The 16,361-nt window shown below is 50.2% G+C and carries 8 protein-coding genes; 4 read left to right on the top strand and 4 right to left on the bottom strand.

The genetic code is table 11. From position 1 onward, the window contains the following. The first annotated feature begins 77 nt into the window (after nt 1-77). The gene (locus tag V5T57_RS03895) at nt 78-2,654 is read left to right on the top strand and encodes a mechanosensitive ion channel domain-containing protein (protein ID WP_332889851.1); all 2,577 of its coding nucleotides are present in this window, start codon (nt 78-80) and stop codon (nt 2,652-2,654) included. A gap of 140 nt (nt 2,655-2,794) precedes the next feature. Here V5T57_RS03895 and V5T57_RS03890 read toward each other — a convergent pair whose 3' ends face one another. Continuing rightward, a complete protein-coding gene (locus V5T57_RS03890; RefSeq protein ID WP_332889850.1) occupies nt 2,795-3,757 on the bottom strand; it encodes a sigma-54 interaction domain-containing protein in 963 nt (320 codons plus the stop codon). Between the two features lie 439 nt (nt 3,758-4,196). Next, a complete protein-coding gene (locus tag V5T57_RS03885) occupies nt 4,197-5,147 on the bottom strand; it encodes an MBL fold metallo-hydrolase (RefSeq protein WP_332889849.1) in 951 nt (316 codons plus the stop codon). A gap of 211 nt (nt 5,148-5,358) precedes the next feature. On the opposite strand from V5T57_RS03885, the gene V5T57_RS03880 reads away from it, so the two are divergent. Then, a complete protein-coding gene (locus tag V5T57_RS03880; protein WP_332889848.1) occupies nt 5,359-6,969 on the top strand; it encodes a PilZ domain-containing protein in 1,611 nt (536 codons plus the stop codon). Nucleotides 6,970-7,037: 68 nt separating this feature from the next. Here the strand turns inward: V5T57_RS03880 and V5T57_RS03875 are convergent, their stop codons facing one another. Both V5T57_RS03875 and V5T57_RS03870 read right to left on the bottom strand, forming a co-directional pair. Further along, on the bottom strand, nt 7,038-8,471 hold the full coding sequence (locus V5T57_RS03875) for an adenylate/guanylate cyclase domain-containing protein (protein WP_332889847.1): 1,434 nt from the start codon (nt 8,469-8,471) through the stop codon (nt 7,038-7,040). 415 nt (nt 8,472-8,886) lie between these two features. Next, the gene (locus V5T57_RS03870; RefSeq protein ID WP_442918164.1) at nt 8,887-9,861 is read right to left on the bottom strand and encodes a hypothetical protein; all 975 of its coding nucleotides are present in this window, start codon (nt 9,859-9,861) and stop codon (nt 8,887-8,889) included. A gap of 797 nt (nt 9,862-10,658) precedes the next feature. On the opposite strand from V5T57_RS03870, the gene V5T57_RS03865 reads away from it, so the two are divergent. Together V5T57_RS03865 and V5T57_RS03860 are read left to right on the top strand one after the other, a co-directional pair. Then, nucleotides 10,659-15,038, top strand: a complete 4,380-nt coding sequence (locus tag V5T57_RS03865) for a tetratricopeptide repeat protein (protein ID WP_332889845.1) — start codon at nt 10,659-10,661, stop codon at nt 15,036-15,038. 224 nt (nt 15,039-15,262) lie between these two features. Next, nucleotides 15,263-16,207, top strand: coding sequence for a DUF7354 domain-containing protein (locus tag V5T57_RS03860; protein WP_332889844.1), 945 nt, complete (start codon nt 15,263-15,265; stop codon nt 16,205-16,207). The last annotated feature ends 154 nt before the right edge of the window (nt 16,208-16,361 follow it).

Here is a 16,361-nt window from a genome sequence, read left to right as displayed (position 1 = left end):
TCCTCAAGCATCAGAAATTGGGTGTTTGTGAGGGTTGGAAACGACCAAGGAAAAAACCTGCGTAAAGGGAAGATGTCATGTTTGAGATAACGGAGATCGGAAGAGGCTCTCTTGCCATCGTACTGTTGACTCTACTGTGGTGGCCTATGACATGGTTTGGTTGGTGGTGGTGCCTTCGTCGTGGTCCCAAGTGGCAGCGTTTTGCAGAAATTCCCCACATTACTCAGTACCCCGTTCTCTACTTTTTGATCGCCTGTTCTCTACATTTTCTTGGTCTTGATGTGGTGCAGTTTGAGCAGGTACACCCCTTTGTGGTGAGCTTGATCCAGGTACTGCTTTGGCCTTTGAGAATTCTCATTGGCTGGTTGGCTTGGCAGGCGTTTAGTCCAGTGATTGATCTGTTCTTTGTAGAGTTTACTGAGCGTAGCTACAACAGCTATGGGCGGCATCGAGAACGTAATATCTCTTTGGTCTTGATGTATCTGGCCAAGCCTTTGTTAATCATCATCATCATCGGTGTGTTGTTTCTGCTATCGGGTATGGATTTGGCGGGTTACCTCGTGACCTTTGGTGGTATGTCGGTTGCCGTTGCCTTTGCCTTACAGTCTGTCTTAACCAATATCTTTGCGGGCTTATCCCTGGCTTTGGATACACCCTTTAGTCAAAACGACTTGATTAAGGTCGGGCAGGGCAAGCAGATCTATCAGGTAATCAAACGTGGGTTACGGATTACGGTCGCCAAAGATATTGCCAGCCATGAGACGGTCTATCTCCCCAATCGATCAATGACCGAAGAGGTTTTGGTTGATATTACAAGGCCCACCGATGATCTGCGCTCGGTCATTGATCTGCGGGTTCGTTATGACTCCAATTTACGGGTGGTTCGGTCTGTTTTGACAGATATTGCTCATGGCCACCCGCATGTTATTGGTGACCTGAAGAAAAAGCAAAAAGCCATACACAACAAAGTTTTCCGCCTATATATACGGCAGGTTTTTGAAGAGTGTACTTGGCACTTTATTGAGTTGGCGCGGCTTCGTCAGGAGAGTTTGCTCAATCATGAGATCCAGAGCTTTATTCGTAAGGTAGAGAACTGGAGTGAGTTTGTGGATCAGGCTGAGCAGGATGGTTTTGATGCAGAAGAGAAAAAGTGGATGGATCAGATTGCTGAGGAGTTGCAGGCAGAGACGCTGCATATCGCCAATATGACCACCCAATGGCAAATTCTGTTCCGTAACTGCCAAGCCAAAGGGGCCAATATTCCAAAGTTTATCCATAACCAGCCCGAGCAAACTGGTTGGAAGCCAGACCCCAAGGTTGTGGATGCTATGATCTGTTCTCTGGATCTAAAAGCGTGGGATGGTGAAGAGGTACCAGGGAAGTGTTCTGATGAGACCATTCAGTTTTTGTTGAATAAAAATCAAGGTGCGACCAGCAAAGAGACGGAGCAGAAACGATCCAAACATATTCGTGAAAAGCTAGAGTGGTTGGCTTTGTTGCTTGATGAACTCTCGTTGACGATCTCTGACCTGTTCTCAGGGGTAATGGGTGATTCTGAAAATTGGGGCAATGATGAGATTTTCAGTGTCAAATTTTACCCCGTTTCTCTAACCGATAAACGGCGAGAGAAAATTATTGGTAAAGGGCATGGTCAGGAACAGACAGAGGGGAGTGTGGAAAATCCCATGCGTGGTTTTACCCGCACCTGTACATATTCACGGGGGGCCAAGTTAACGAAAAAGCGGATGCATTGGTTTTTTGAGTTTAAGGATATGAGTAAAACCTACCAAGCGGTGCATTATGCCTTTGCCGTCGCGCACCGCCTCTCCAAGATTGTGGCAATACCTCCAGAGACCATTGAAAACAAGGAGGAGTATGAAACCGCCAGTGATGCCGTTGAGACCATTTTGGAACGTTACTCCCAGTTAGGGGAGGCCTATGGGGAGCTGTTGCAGGATCTGGCTGAGCATATGGTTAAAGAAGAGAGGTTGGCCAGACCTTTTATCCGTGAGGCACAGAAAGAAGAGTTCCATAACTGCTTTACCCAGAGCCCAAACGAGCATGGGTTTAACATTCTACTGTGCCGTAACCGGGAGGAGGACCTGTTTATTAGTCAGCGCGCCAGTGAACATGTGCTCAACCACCCCCTTAATGAAGCCTACTGTGGGCGGTTATTGGATGATGATGAAAAACGGGATCTAACCGCCATTTTCCAGGTGTGGGGGGATAAGGTCTTTACCCTGATGAATAAAACCAAACATATCCATGATGCCTTGAAAAAAGCCCGTTCAAGTACCATCGATACCCGTCTTCGGGAGTTGGCAACCTGGATGCGTGAAGGGTTTAAGGATCCACACCCCGCCTGGAAATATCCCCTAGCCCCCGTTGAAGGCTTTGGGGAAAACGGGATTGAGATGACCATGAAATTCTATGTGGATAATGTGCGTATGGAGCGCTATCTACGCCCCTATAATACCTATACCCAGATCCGCCTACGCATTGCTGAGCGGCTCTCCAATGCCAATATCATCATGCCGTTGCCTCAACGGGATCTCTATCTCAAAAGTATGCCCCAGGGGGGAGAGCAAAACACCGAACCGCAGAATGAAACAAAAAAGGGGGCAGACGCGTACTTAGAGGATAGTCCATCATAACGTGGTGCCTATACAAGGCGGGTGACCTTCTGGAACGTCTCTCCAGGGCAGCCAGGGGCTGTCGTTGTATTTGATCAGGCTGGACGCATGATGGCCACTTTGGGAAAAGGCAGAACCTCAAGGGAGATACTGGGGGGGAATTAATCCAATGTGTGTTTTTTTAGCCGGTAGAGCAGGGTATCACGGGTTAAACCAAGTAGCCGTGCAGCCTTGGATTTATTGCCTGTTGAACGTTCAAGGGCTTGTTTAATCAAGCCGCGTTCAACCGCAGCCAGATCCACCCCTTGGGTGGGAAGATCAAAGGGAGCCCCCTTGGCTGGAATCTCTTCTCCATCTTTAAGTTCAGGGGGGAGCTCAGCGAGATCGACCTCTTCCCCACCATGGTAGATCACCATACGGGTGCAGAAGTTGAGCAGCTCCCGTATGTTTCCTGGCCAACGGTGGTGCTGAATCTGCTGCATGGCCTTGGGGGTAAAACGGGGCGGGGTCCGCTCAAAACGGGCCGCAGCTTCCACCAAAAAATGGTCCATCAACAAGGGAATATCCCGAGGACGGTTTCTTAGGGGGGGAAGGGTTAAAGGGGCAATATTGAGACGGTAGAAAAGATCTTCACGAAAGCGACCATCTTTAACCCGCTGGGCCAAATCCACATTGGTTGCGGCGACAATACGGGTATCAACTTGTACAGGTTGCGCCTGTCCCACCACTTGGCACTCCCGATTTTCCAACAGACGCAACAGTTTGGCTTGTAACGGTAAGGTGAGCTCCCCAACCTCATCAAGGAACAGGGTGCCGCCAGAGGCTGCACGTACCCGCCCTTGGTGGGCCTCTGTAGCGCCGGTAAAGGCACCCCGGACATGACCAAAAAGCTCAGATTCCGCCAAGTTGTCTTGGAGGGCCGCACAGTTAACAGGGACCCATGGGCCAGTATTCCTTCGGCTCTCTGCATGAACAAGGTGACCAATGCGCTCCTTACCCGTACCGCTTTCACCGGTAATGAGCACGGTCACATCGGTTTGGGCCACAAGGGTTGCAGCGCGCATGACCGATTCCATCTCCGGGGTACGGGTCAGGATCTCTTGTTGGGCATCATGGGGGGTCATGGGCCTGTACATCACTCCGTTTGCAAAATTCCGTTAGTTTAAAGTCCATTCTCCCTGACCTGGGTTCCTGAAACAATGTTTTTAACCGGTTTGACCCTGTAGAAGTGGGTGGTATCCCCTGTTAAGTGTGGGATATGGCGTTATTCTTTGGTTGGGGTTTTTGCTAAGTGTTTGTAAGTAAAGAAAAACAGACATGGCATTGCAGTTGCCTTAAGGGGGTGGGACCCAACACCTGTCAGTAGGTAGCCAGGAACAGGTGGATATGGGCACGGTGTGGGTAAGCACGTTGGTTGTCCTAAACCCGTGAAAACCCAAGGCCCGCACCGTTTCCAGCCCGCAGAGGGGGACCCCTTTCCCTCTGCGGGTTTTTTCTGTTGCGCACTTTCCTGGGGGCTCAACCTCTTCCATGCAGATCTATCGGGTTTTTCACACGAATTTTTTACTCAAACTCGGCCGCTTCGACCTGTTGAAAAGCCACACTGATATGGCGACCAACCATCTCTTTAAAATCCGCCCAGTTGTGAAAAGCGGATAACGCTTTAACCACCACAGGTTTCATGGCATGGGGTGTATCTAACTCACCCTCTTCATAAAGGTCTTTCACGCGGTTATAGAGTGTATCCAGGTACATGCGATAGGTGGAGATCACCTCAGCTCCCCCGGTTGGGCCATGACCTGGTATCACCACAGCCAGTGGTTTTTCCAGCGCCCGGTCACACGCGGCGATGTTACCCATGTAGGTGCCATCATCCAAACGTCCAAAGCGTTTTGAGGTCATATTATCACCAGTTATGATCAGCTGCTGTTGGGGCAGATAGATCATAATATCGGTGCCACTATGTGCTTTGGCTGGTGCTAGGATCTCCAGTGTTAAACCACCAATATGGAGTGTGGCATCATCTTCAATCGCTTGGGTGGGAATAATCGCTTCTGTACCTTGGGTAAAGCCCTCGGTGGCTTTAGCCATATAGGTTAGCCAGCGGTCAGCTTGGCTGGCACGGGCTTCTTCAATCATTGCGGGATGGGCCAGAATTTTGACCTCCGGGTAGGCTTCTGCAATACCGTGGTTGCCTAACCAGTGATCCCCATGGACATGGGTATTCAAAACATGGGTGATGGGTTTAGAGGTGATGGTGCGGATCTGGTCCAACACCATGCGCCCAGCCTGAAGACTGGAACCGGGGTCAACCACCACCACACCGGTTTCGGTGATGATAAAGGCTGGGTTATTCATAAAGCCCTGGTTGGCGACGGAAGGAATACCCAAGGGGCCATGAATGACATAGACACCATCTGCCACCTGTTCTGGGGGGTAGGCTCGAACTTTTTCCATAGCCTGGGCAGAAAAGAGGGTAAGAAAAGGGAGCAATACAAGCAGTAAGGTGCGCATAGGGTCTCACAGACGGGTAGCGAGTGTGGATGAAGAGGGAAAGCTTTCCCAGGATGCGTAGTTTAAACCCTCGTGGATGGGTTGCCTATCCGGTGAAAGCCTGACATGGTAGCTTGGCGATGAGAGCAATAGGATCTCTGGCACATCCTGTGCTAACCTTTGAGTGATTGTTTTAAATTGGATTTCGTTCGCTTTGGGAGCCTTACCCACCATGAACCAGCGCAACCATTTTCGCCTTCATGATACCTCCATCCTTACCCATGTCCGGCGTTTGCTCTCCTCTAAACGGGCTGTTTCTCTCAAACGGGGAGAGGGGGGCGCACTGGAGGGGAAGTGGCAGCAGGTTACCCTGTGGGATATCAGTGCAGGTGGTTACTCCTTTGTATTTCCTGAGGATAGTCTTCGATCTGGGGATAAAATTGAGTCGCGTATCGCCCTGGCTGAGGTCGGGGATGTCTCCCCTATGCAGCTACGCTCTGTCATTGTTGGTGGACGTAGTCATGATAAGTTTGGTGCTCACCGCTACTTCTGTAAATTTGACAGTATGCGTCCCCATGAGGCAGAAACCCTAGCGCGGCATATCCAGAACCGCCAGCGGACACAGTTGCTGGAGGAGACCGAAAAAACCTGGGAAGAAGATGCCGAATGGGAAGCCCAGGCCAATGCGTGGGAAGAGCAGGACCTGCCTGAGGATCTGGATGATGATATGGTTCAGGTCACGGAAGATGATGAGGCGCCCAAGCGGAAAAAGAAAAAGAAGTTCCGTTTTGGCCAAGCCCTACCCACCGTGGCGGTAGAGAAGAAGGATGATGGCCCCAAAGCGCCCCCTCGTAAGGAGCGGGCTTTTGATCGGGTTGATGAGGTCATCCCATTTGTTTGGCGAAAAATTACACCAGAAGAGTATGCAGAGGCTGAAGAGCAGTTTAACGCTGGGCAGCCTTTGCCCCAGGCTTTTAAAACAGGCTACCAGCCCATTGATGTTAAACCGTTAAAACGGTGTTGGACGGTTATTCAGGTACAAAGCCCAGGAGCTGCGCTCAATCTGGAGAAACTGTGGGAACGGGTAGATAGTCTCTGTGCCCAGGTTTCGGCCAATAAAAAGGTTAATCTGTTTGTACCTTTGCGTGACCAGTTGGTTCAAACCACAAACTTGTTGGTTAACCATAATATGGTCAACGCTGGACAGACGGATACCCTGAGCCGTATTGAAAACATTTTGGCTGATGTGGTTTCGGACCATGGTCGTGCCACGGTGGAGAGCCGCAAACAGCGCCGGGAGTTGATCAAACGGGTACGGGATGATGTTCGTAACCTCAAACGTACCGGTACCAGTATGTCTGATGGTATCCCAGAGCTCTTTGAGCGTCTGACGGATGTGATTGATAAGATCAATATTTTTGGTTACGACCATGTGTTTGGTCATAGTCCTCAGGATCTTAATCTCAGTGGTGGTGGGATCGCTTTTGTTGAAGAGGCGGTTAAGTCCACAGGTCAGACCCTGCTCAAGCGTAAGGATAAAGGGGGAGATGGCAGCGAGATTATTCCCCTAAAACGTGGGGACCATGTGGTCGCACGGGTGGGGTTACATGCCGATCCATGGCGTTGGATCTTTGCCTATGGCACCGTAGTTATGGTCAAATCTCTCTCGCGTCGGGCCAGTGCCCATATGGACAAGCATGGTGGTATTCTCCCCCCTCGCCGCGTGGCCGTAGAGTTTACCCTGATTGATGAAGATGATGTACAAGCCCTGATTGCCGCCACCCACAGCAAACAGCTTGATGAGCGCCGTAAAGCGTATGCTGAGGATGATGAGGTGTGGTAAGCACCCGGTAGGGATCCCCCCAAAAAGGCTATCCAGCATTGGATAGCCTTTTTTTGTGGAATGTCAGATCAAGGTTTTCCGTAGCGGGTGATGGGGCGACTTCCGGTAATGCCTTTTAAAGAGACGGTTTCTGTCTCTCCACGATAGCCTGCTTTTTCAAATTGATCAGGTATGTCATGCAGGCTATGGATAACTTGGGTAATGCAGATCTCACCAGATTGGGCTAAGCCCTGTAACCGTGCGGCAATGTTGACTGTACGGCCGAAGTAATCCAACACCCCGCCGGCATTGACGGTTAAAGCTGGGCCTGTGTGAATACCAATTTTCAGCCCCAACTCTTCGGGGTGAATCTCCTGGGTATAACGCTGCATCAACGCCATCATTTCCAAGGCCGCTGCCACACTGTGTGCGGGTTCATGAAATGTAGCCATAATGGCATCCCCCATGGTTTTAACCACGGCTCCTCCATGGTTGTGTACAGCTTGTTTTAGGTAGCTAAAATGGTTACGGACCAGTCGGTAAGCCTCCAGATCACCGGTGCGCTCATACAGGTCGGTAGACCCTTTGAGGTCGGTGAACAGAACGGTTAAATGGCGAATTTTTAGTTTGAGATCGGGAATCAACTGGCCAATGTCGTACACCTCACGAAAGGTTTGATTGCTTAATAGCATAGAGGCGGTGAGGCGCTCTTCAAAAACGGGTTCGACACGGTTTTGAATAAAATCCTGCAGTTCATCAGGGTGGATCTGTATCAGCCGGATCCAGTTGGTGGACGCACTGCGGTTTAGCAGGGTCAAGGTTACCGTACCTGCAGGTACGGGTTCGGGGAGAGGGGAAAAGCCTTGATCATCCAGTTGTATGGAGAGTGTGTGGGGGGAGGTCGCCCCCTGTTGGGTAATCGATAGGGTGACCGAACTGTGGGTATCAAAACAGACCAACCGGTAGAGCTCACCGGGTGTGGCATCAAAGGTCAGTGTACCGCGCTCCCCTGGTTTTAGTAGGCGGTGCGCGTGGGTATTGCGCCCTTGATACGACTGAATATGGTCCCAAAGCTGAAAACCTGAGGAGGTGTAGTAGCGCAGATGTTCATCCAGGTTTTGATGGGGATTAAATGGGGTTTCCCCCTGGGCTGGGTGGGGGGAGAAGGTGACCTCAATGGTCTCATCCAGGGTAGTACTGGCATCCTGATCACAGAAGGCGCAGTAAAAATGCTCTTCGGGCAGTGCGTCGAGTTTTTCATGGTTACAGGTGATGGCACCACACAAGGGGCAAACGCTGTCCCAGCCAAATTCAAAAAGGCCAAAACGGACCCCATGGACAAACAGGTCGATACTACGCTCCACCGTCAGCCCTGTCTCACGGGCAAAGGCGACGGGGTTAAGCCTGGCACGTTGTACGGGTTCTAACTGTTGATAGGTTTGCAAGGCCTGCCGGGTCTGATCCTGGGTAAGATCACTGAGGGTGGCAGCCTGTTCAAACTTTTCCTGAAAGGAGGGGGGCATGGGTCATCTCCTGAATATAGGTCAATGCGCCCCTTCAGGTATGGTTTAAATCCATGAACAGGTCGATGAAAAATCAACACCAAGGCCAATCCATTTTCATGGGTGGTTGGATGTGACTGTGGTGCGCTTTCCTGTGCAATAGGTCGATGTGGTCATGGTATCGATGGTTATTGGGGCAGAGTATGTCTTTTATCCATACCATACGTGGGGTAGGTTGGGTGCTGAAGAGGGGGGATGAAAACCCTGATTGCTCAGGGTCTATGTCATTCATCTTGGCTTTGTCAGGTCCCAGGTTATGGCCCCATATTTCCCAGGTGTTTCACAATATAACGGCGTATTTCCCAAACAAATTTTGAGATAGTAAAGCTGATCTCTATGTATTCTAAGTAAGACCACAAAAAACTTAGAGGCGGCCCTACTTAACCTCGTATCTTAGTAGTACTTCATTATCAAGCACGACATTTGTCGACCAAATAAAGCTTGCTCCTGAACCGCTAAATTTTTTAATGAAATTCATATACGCCTTTTTATTGTTTACACCAATATCCTCTTCTGTATATAGCGTTGCTTGAGGCCAAGATGTTGGATCAAACTCTTTCCCCATCCAGTTGTTTGGGGTTTTCCAGTGCGCCGCATAAGCCTTTTGTCCATGATCCGTACCTTCAGTGGTACATGTTTCAGACAGGCGCCGTCCTTCAACCTCCTTTAGGCAAGTAAGATCATAAATGGGTGATGTATAGAATGTTTGTGCTTGCCAATGTGAACCCGTGACTGTCCCATCGCTAAAGCTAGCAATAAAACCACCATCACCAGCATGATAGTCCTTTCCACGGTTATTCTCTGTTCCTAGACCTAAGTGTTCTTCCCAGTCAATGACTTTGACAGCAATCGTATAAGGCTTCTTGACCTTAAACTTCACGATACTAGAATTAAATGGTGTAAACGGTACGGTATCTACGGCAACCAGGGAGCCATTGATATACAATTCAAAGTAATTATCTGCAAAAATATAACCCGTGATTTCTTCACCATCTGGATCGACAATAGCGACAGGTACTGAGGCTTCATCTACATTCGCGAGACTTTGGGGCGTGATATTTGCGCACTCTTCATATAAATCGACAGCCTTAGGCCCCGTGGTAAAGTTGTTTTTTGCAGGAACGGTCCAAATATTCCCTTCTGAATCTGTCATTTCACCCATGCCTGCCACTCGACGGCGTCCGTTTTTACACTCAAAAATATTCGACTTAACCGTTTGGGCATTGCCTTGTGTTATGCTTGCTGAGCCCCTGTAATCGCTGATGTGACTCATAGAGGGTGATGCGGAACACCCTGTAGCCAGTAAGATGACGGATGAAAGGGTGATGATATGATATTTTGTGGTGATCATTGATAAGCCAATATTTTCCAAGTCGCTCACCATGAGCTTCCCATTTGACCACCAACAGCCTCACAATCTACATCTGTGAGGGCTGGCAGCACCCTTTAGTCCGAGTCAGGGTTTAATAAGCCTCAAATGTGCTCCGATTGTAGGCTTATTCCCTAGTTTTGGACACACCTGCCCTGACATCCTTCTCATTCTCACACTGATTTCTTTCACCCAACGAGTGATCCACCAAGTACCGAATGAATACGAATAAATGGATTGAATGACATCAGATTTTCGCTTTTATCTGGGAAATCTGGGATGGTATGGTTTGGGCCTGTGAAAAGGATGATTTTTTTAATCGATCATTTTATCGCACAAGTTATTTTTTATTTCGGTTAGGTACTCTTAAATTTGAATTTGGCACGATTGGAAGAAAAAAGCCGGTTTTAGCCCTGTTTTTTTACTTTTTTTCCGCATAAAACACCGAGAGCATCCCCCGGTATTCATGTTAATATATAACGTGGAGGGGGGTGTAGATGAAACAACCTGCACCCAAACCGATTTTAGAAGACACATAGAAGGTGGATGATTCTGTTTTTACCCTTAGGATCGTGCCCCGCATACTCTGGATATCTATTAGGTGACCACACGTTGGTAAGGGTTGCTTCAGATACGAGGGTAAATGGCGTGGTCATGGATGGATCAAAGGATCTGTGTGGCCCTTTTGTTAACCCACACGGATAGTACCAGCAAGGTTTTGATGAACCATGGATAGATCATACAGACACTGCGGTGGCGTTTTTTTACGCTATTCTTTCATGGCTTTGGTGCTCATGTTGGGTATGGGCAGTGCGTGGGCACAAGAGAATCCTATACCGGACCTGCCGGAGCCCGTTGAGCCCTACCTGCAAGCTGCGGAGGGGGGAGATCTAAAAGCCCAGTACAAACTGGGGGAGATCTACATCCGTGGGCGAAAAACAGAACATGTCGAGAGTGCGGCCCAGTGGTATTTAAAGGCGGCTGAGAACGGACATGTTGAAGCCATGGCCAAATTGGGGGTCATGTACTATGCAGGTATGGGGGTTAGTGAAGATAATACCCTGGCCTTTAAATGGTTGCAGAAGGCCGCATTGAAGAACAGTGCCGATGCCCAATACCATCTCGGCTTTCTGTATGAAAAAGGAATTGGTACCACAGCCAGTACGTCCCGTGCTGTGAAGTGGTATGACTATGCGGAGGCCCAACGCCACCGTTTGGCCGGCAAACGTAAGGCCGCGCTGGTTAAGGATATGGATCCGGCTGAGGTGAAGTCGGTATTGGCTAAAAATGCCACGGTACGCCAACAGTTGGTGGCGACAGCCCAGCAACGGGCCAAGCAGCGTAGCAGCAAAGCCGTTAAAAAAGGCCCCGCCGAGGTACAAGCCCTCAACCAGTTGATGGCCCAGCTGAAAACCAACCCCGATGATGAGCAGACCTTGTCCAAGGCCGCCAAACTTAATACCAAGTTAGGGCGCCATGTACGGGCCGCTGCACTCTACCGGGATGCCGTTTTGGTAGCCTTGAAAGATAAAAAGCGTGTTGCTGCCCTCAAACGTATGGGGGGATACAACGCGGGGATTACCCAGGCACTTTCATCACTGCCACAATCCGCACAAAAAGCGATTAAAAAGGCTTCTCGCCTGCCCCGTGGGGTTAAGGCGAAGGCTATGACCTCCTGGTTGAAGCAGTATAAAAAAATTGAAACCACTCTGGGTGAGGGTAAAACAGCCCAAGCCAAGGCTCAGGCCCAAGGGTTGTTAAAGAATGCCAATAAGAAGTTTGGCAAAAAACATCTGATTACCCTGCGTAGCCAAGCATTACTGGCCCAAACACTGTTGCTGGCCGGTAAAGTGGAAAAAGCTCAGACACTGTATAAAGAGGCGGATACCATCGGTACGGAAGTTCTGGGTGCCGGACATCCAGAGGTACTCTCCTATCAGACGGTTTTGGCCGATGCTCTGGCAGCCAAAGGGTCATTTATTGAAGCGGCTAAGCAGTATGAACGCATTACCCTACGTGCTCAGCAGCAGATGGGTGATGGGCATCTGGCGGCGCTTAATCCTGCCCGTAGTCAGGCGACCATGCTCTCTAATGCTGGTCAGTATAATGAAGCTGTTGGGCTATTCCGCGCCCTATGTACCCGCTTTGATGCCAACTTTGGTGTACACCACCCTCAGAGCGCCCGTTGTAGTAACCAAATGGCCTTTACCCTATCTGAAAAGGGTGACCTAAAAGCGGCTGAGGCACAGTATCAACTGGCCCTTAAACATCAGGCTGCTGCTTCTGGCCTGGATAATCCAGAGTTGTTGAAAACCAGTATTGCCCTGGCTGATATCCAGCGCCGTATGGGTAACTACAAACTGGCTAAGTTGCGCCTGAACCCCATGATCAAGCTGACAGGGCGTAAGGCTTCTTTACGTATTGCCCACTTCCAGGCCAAAAACACCATGGCCCTGACCTTGCGGGATATGGGGGACTATCTGGAAGCGGAAAAATTATTGCGTGAAGTGGTGGCGTTTGAAGCCAAAACTTTGGGTGAGACCCACGCCAATACCATTGCATCACGTACCGAACTGGCTGGTTTAATGCGCCTGCAGAGCCGCTTGGCAGAAGCTGAAGTGCTCTATGATGAGGCGCTGGTTGCTTCACAGAAAGGGTTGGGTAAAACTCATCCCACGACCGTGGCCATTCTAAACAACCTGGGCTTGGTCTATGAGACCCAGGGCCTGTATGACCGGGCTGAGCCCTTGTTCCGTGAAGCGCTGGATACATCCCGCGCAACCTTGGGTGAGACCCACCCCACAACCCTGGCCGCCACCAACAGTTTGGCGTTGCTCTATGAAGTCCAGGGTAACTTTGAGAAGGCTGAGCCACTCTACGCCACGGCCATTACGGCCAACCGGAAGTCTTTGGGGGATGATCACGCAGATACCATCGCCTTCATCAATAACCTTGGCTATCTCTACATGAAGTCCGAGCGCTATGATGATGCAGCGGAACTGCTGACAGAGGTGACGGAGAGCTGGCGTAAAAGCCTGGGGGTACGTCACCAACGCACCCTTAAAAGTATCAATAACCTAGGCCGTGTCCGTACCGCTCAGAAAAAGTACAAAGAGGCAGAAAAGCTGCTCCAGGAAGCGTGGGATGGCCGACGTGAGGCCTTGGGTGAAACCCATGTGGATACCCAGCGTTCCATGTTGGATATGGGTGTGCTGATGCTTAAGACAGGGCGCTCTATCCCAGCTGAGAAGCTGCTGAAAAAGACCCTTAAGCTCAATGAAAAAACCTTGGGCCCTCAGCATCCTTATACCTTTGAAACCCTGGATGCGCTGGCGAGAATTTTGGAAACCAACTTCCAGCTGCCCCAAGCGTACGAGATCCGTTATACCGCCTTTCAGCGTCGTACCGAGTTTCTCAACCGTATGATGTGGGTAACCAGTGATAACGCCCGTGAAGGGTATGTACGTCTTCACCGTCCTGAACTCAACAGGTTCATGATGCTTCTGCCTCATGTTAACAAGCAGTTGGCAGGACGTGGTGTGATGGAGGTGGGGCTGCAGCGTAAAGGCATGCTCTTTAAAATCACCTCAGAGATCCACCAGATTGCCCGTTTGTCGGATGATCCTGCTCTAAGATCTATTGCTGATGAGCTGAAAGCCGGTCGTAAAAAACTGGCAGCCAAGACCTTGTCGGGTCCCGCAGAAGATCAAACACCTGAGCAGCATCTACATACCATGAATGCGTTGGAAGAGCGCATCAGTACGCTGGATGGTGAGTTGGGTCGGGCCAGTCTTAAGTTTAAGCAAAACAAGCGCGCCATTAGTCTGAAAGATCTGGAAAAAGCTCTTCCAGAGGGTGCCGCAATGGTGGATTTTGTGGCGTATAAGGACCATAAAGATGTCTCCCGCCTATTGGCTGGTGTGATGGTCAAGGAGGATGGCAACGTTCAGTATGAGCTGGTGAAGTACGAGCCCACCATGAAGGAGTTGGAAAAGCAGGTCATCAATTTGCGTGGCAGCATCCAGGATGAAGATATGGATGAAGATGACTTGCTGGATCTGAGCATGGAGATCTACGACATGGTGTGGGGGCCGGTATCTGAACTACTGGCTGAGAAAGAGACCGTTTATGTCGTGCCTGACGGTATCCTCAATATCCTGCCATTTGTCGCCATGGTTGACTCTGAAGAAGAGATCTATCTGTTGGAGAAGGCAGATCTGCACATGCTGACCTCCAGCCGGGATCTTATGCCCTCACTGCTGGCCGCTGCTAAAGGTCCTCAGTTGACGCTGGCAGGCCCCAACTATGATACCGAAGAGGTAACCGGCACCCAGGTGCTGGCTGCGGTTAGAGGTCGCCGTAGTGCCAACCGTGCCGCTGTTATGGTGAGTAAAGAGGAGGCGAAGGGGGGCACCCGTGCAACCCGTGCAGCAACCATGCGTGCGGGTTTACGTGCACTCTCACGGGGTATGCGGGGGCTGCGCTTTGATCCTCTGCCCGGTGCTGAAAAAGAGGGTCAGTTGATCACCAATACCATCGCGACAGAGGGTGGTAAGTCCAATCTTAAGTTACAAAATGAAGCTCAAGAAGAGGTGGTTAAGGATATTGAAGTGCCACCCAATGTCTTGCACATTGCGACCCACGGGTTCTTCCTTAAGGCAGATGAAGGGTTGCGTAAGCGGCTGAAGAGCATGGCCCGGAGTGTGGAGCTCAATACCACACCTCCTCCAGGGGATAACCCCATGCTGCGTTCTGGTTTGGCCTTTGCTGGGGTGAACGCCAATGCACCTTTCCTGGGTGAGATTGATACCAAGAATGATGGTATTCTTACCGCACTGGAGGTGTTGGACCTTAACCTGACGGGTACACAGTTGGCGGTTTTATCTGCTTGTGAAACAGGGTTGGGTGAGATCCATGAAGGGGAAGGGGTCTATGGTCTGCGTCGTGCGTTCCAGGAGGCGGGTGCTCAGGAAGTGATCGCTTCTCTTTGGGAAGTGAGTGATGCAGGTACCCAGGCACTCATGACCGGACTATACAAACGTCTGGGTGAAGGTATGACCCCCCATCAGGCTTTACGGGACTCACAAATTGAGCTGATGAAGTCAGGTCAGTGGGGTTACCCTTACATCTGGTCGGCATTCATGAGCATTGGTCGCTAAAAAAATGTGATAAAAACAGCAGAAGGGTGTAAAAAGATGCATCCTTTCTGCTGTTTTGGTCACCAACCAGTAGAGTTAAGGGAATAAAAGCATGTAGAAATGCCTCTATTCTTTATGTAGATTATTTAGCTGCTCCAGGGGTTGCCCTGGACTTCCGGCTTAAGTCACACGCTCCAGGATGGAGCTTTAAAGAGATTCTTACGCGTATCAGGGAGCATTGACCGATGAAAACCAGATTCCTATCCTTTTTTGCCGTATTGGTCGCTTTTGCGATGCTGATGGTGAGTATGCCCGTGGAGGCTAAGACCCCCGTTGCCATGTTCATGCAGCCCAAAGGTAAAGTTGAGTACAGTAAAAACGGTACCAAGTGGAAAAAAGTACGCCGCACCAAGTTCTTGTTTGAGAACTACCAGATCCGTACCGGTGCCGATGGCAAAGGTATGCTGGTAAACCAAGCTACAGGTCAGGCCCAGGATGTTGGTGCCAACACTGTGGTACAGGTTTCTAAAGAGGGTGCTAAGGCACTGGCAGGTACCTTGGCAGCTCCTCGTGAAGCTGGCGCTTCTTTAATGGCCGGTTTGCAAAACCGCTTTGCTAAGGCTCAGCGTTACACCACCGTACGTCGTGGTGTGCATAAGACCAACGCGCCGAAGGATGTTAAGCTGCGCACCGCTAAAAAGCTCACCTTGTCAGCTTCTTTCCCCACACTGGTGTGGGAGAACTTGGGCGATGAGTTTAGCTACAAGCTGATGGTAGATGGCAAGTCTGTTGGTACCTTCAACAGCAAAGAGGCCATGGTTAGCCATGCTCTGACCCTGGTACCCGGTAAGCATAAGTACCAAGTCAGTGTCATGCAGGGTGCTGATGTACTCTACAGCCCCAAAAAGCCCAGCACCGTTGTATGGCTGAGCGACTCTGAAGATGCCAAGCTGAAGAAGACCATTGCTGACATCCAAGCTGCTGCCCCTGGTGATGACTTTGTGCTGGCCAGCTTCCTGGATGAAAAAGGGCTGACTGTTGCTGCGATGGAGCACTACAAGAAGCACTTTTCAGATTATCCAGACGACAATGACATGCGTCCTCTGCTGATCAAAGCCTACCACGATCTGAAGCTGAAGAAGCTGAAGATGAAAGAGGCCCTGATCTACAACCAGATGATGGAAGACTAAGCTTAACCAGCGGCTGCCAACGGTAGCCACCCGGTTGTGAATGAAAAAAAACCCACTTGGAGCTAAGCCAAGTGGGTTTTTTTGTCTGCACTGGGTGCACCCACCCCCCAAGCTTATGCTATGGTTGGGAAATGGTAGGGATACCTACCATCTA

Source organism: Magnetococcus sp. PR-3, from assembly GCF_036689865.1.
Classification (GTDB): Bacteria; Pseudomonadota; Magnetococcia; order Magnetococcales; family Magnetococcaceae; genus Magnetococcus.
The sequence above is the reverse complement of the archived record's forward strand: the minus strand, read 5'-3'. Positions and strand labels throughout refer to the sequence as shown.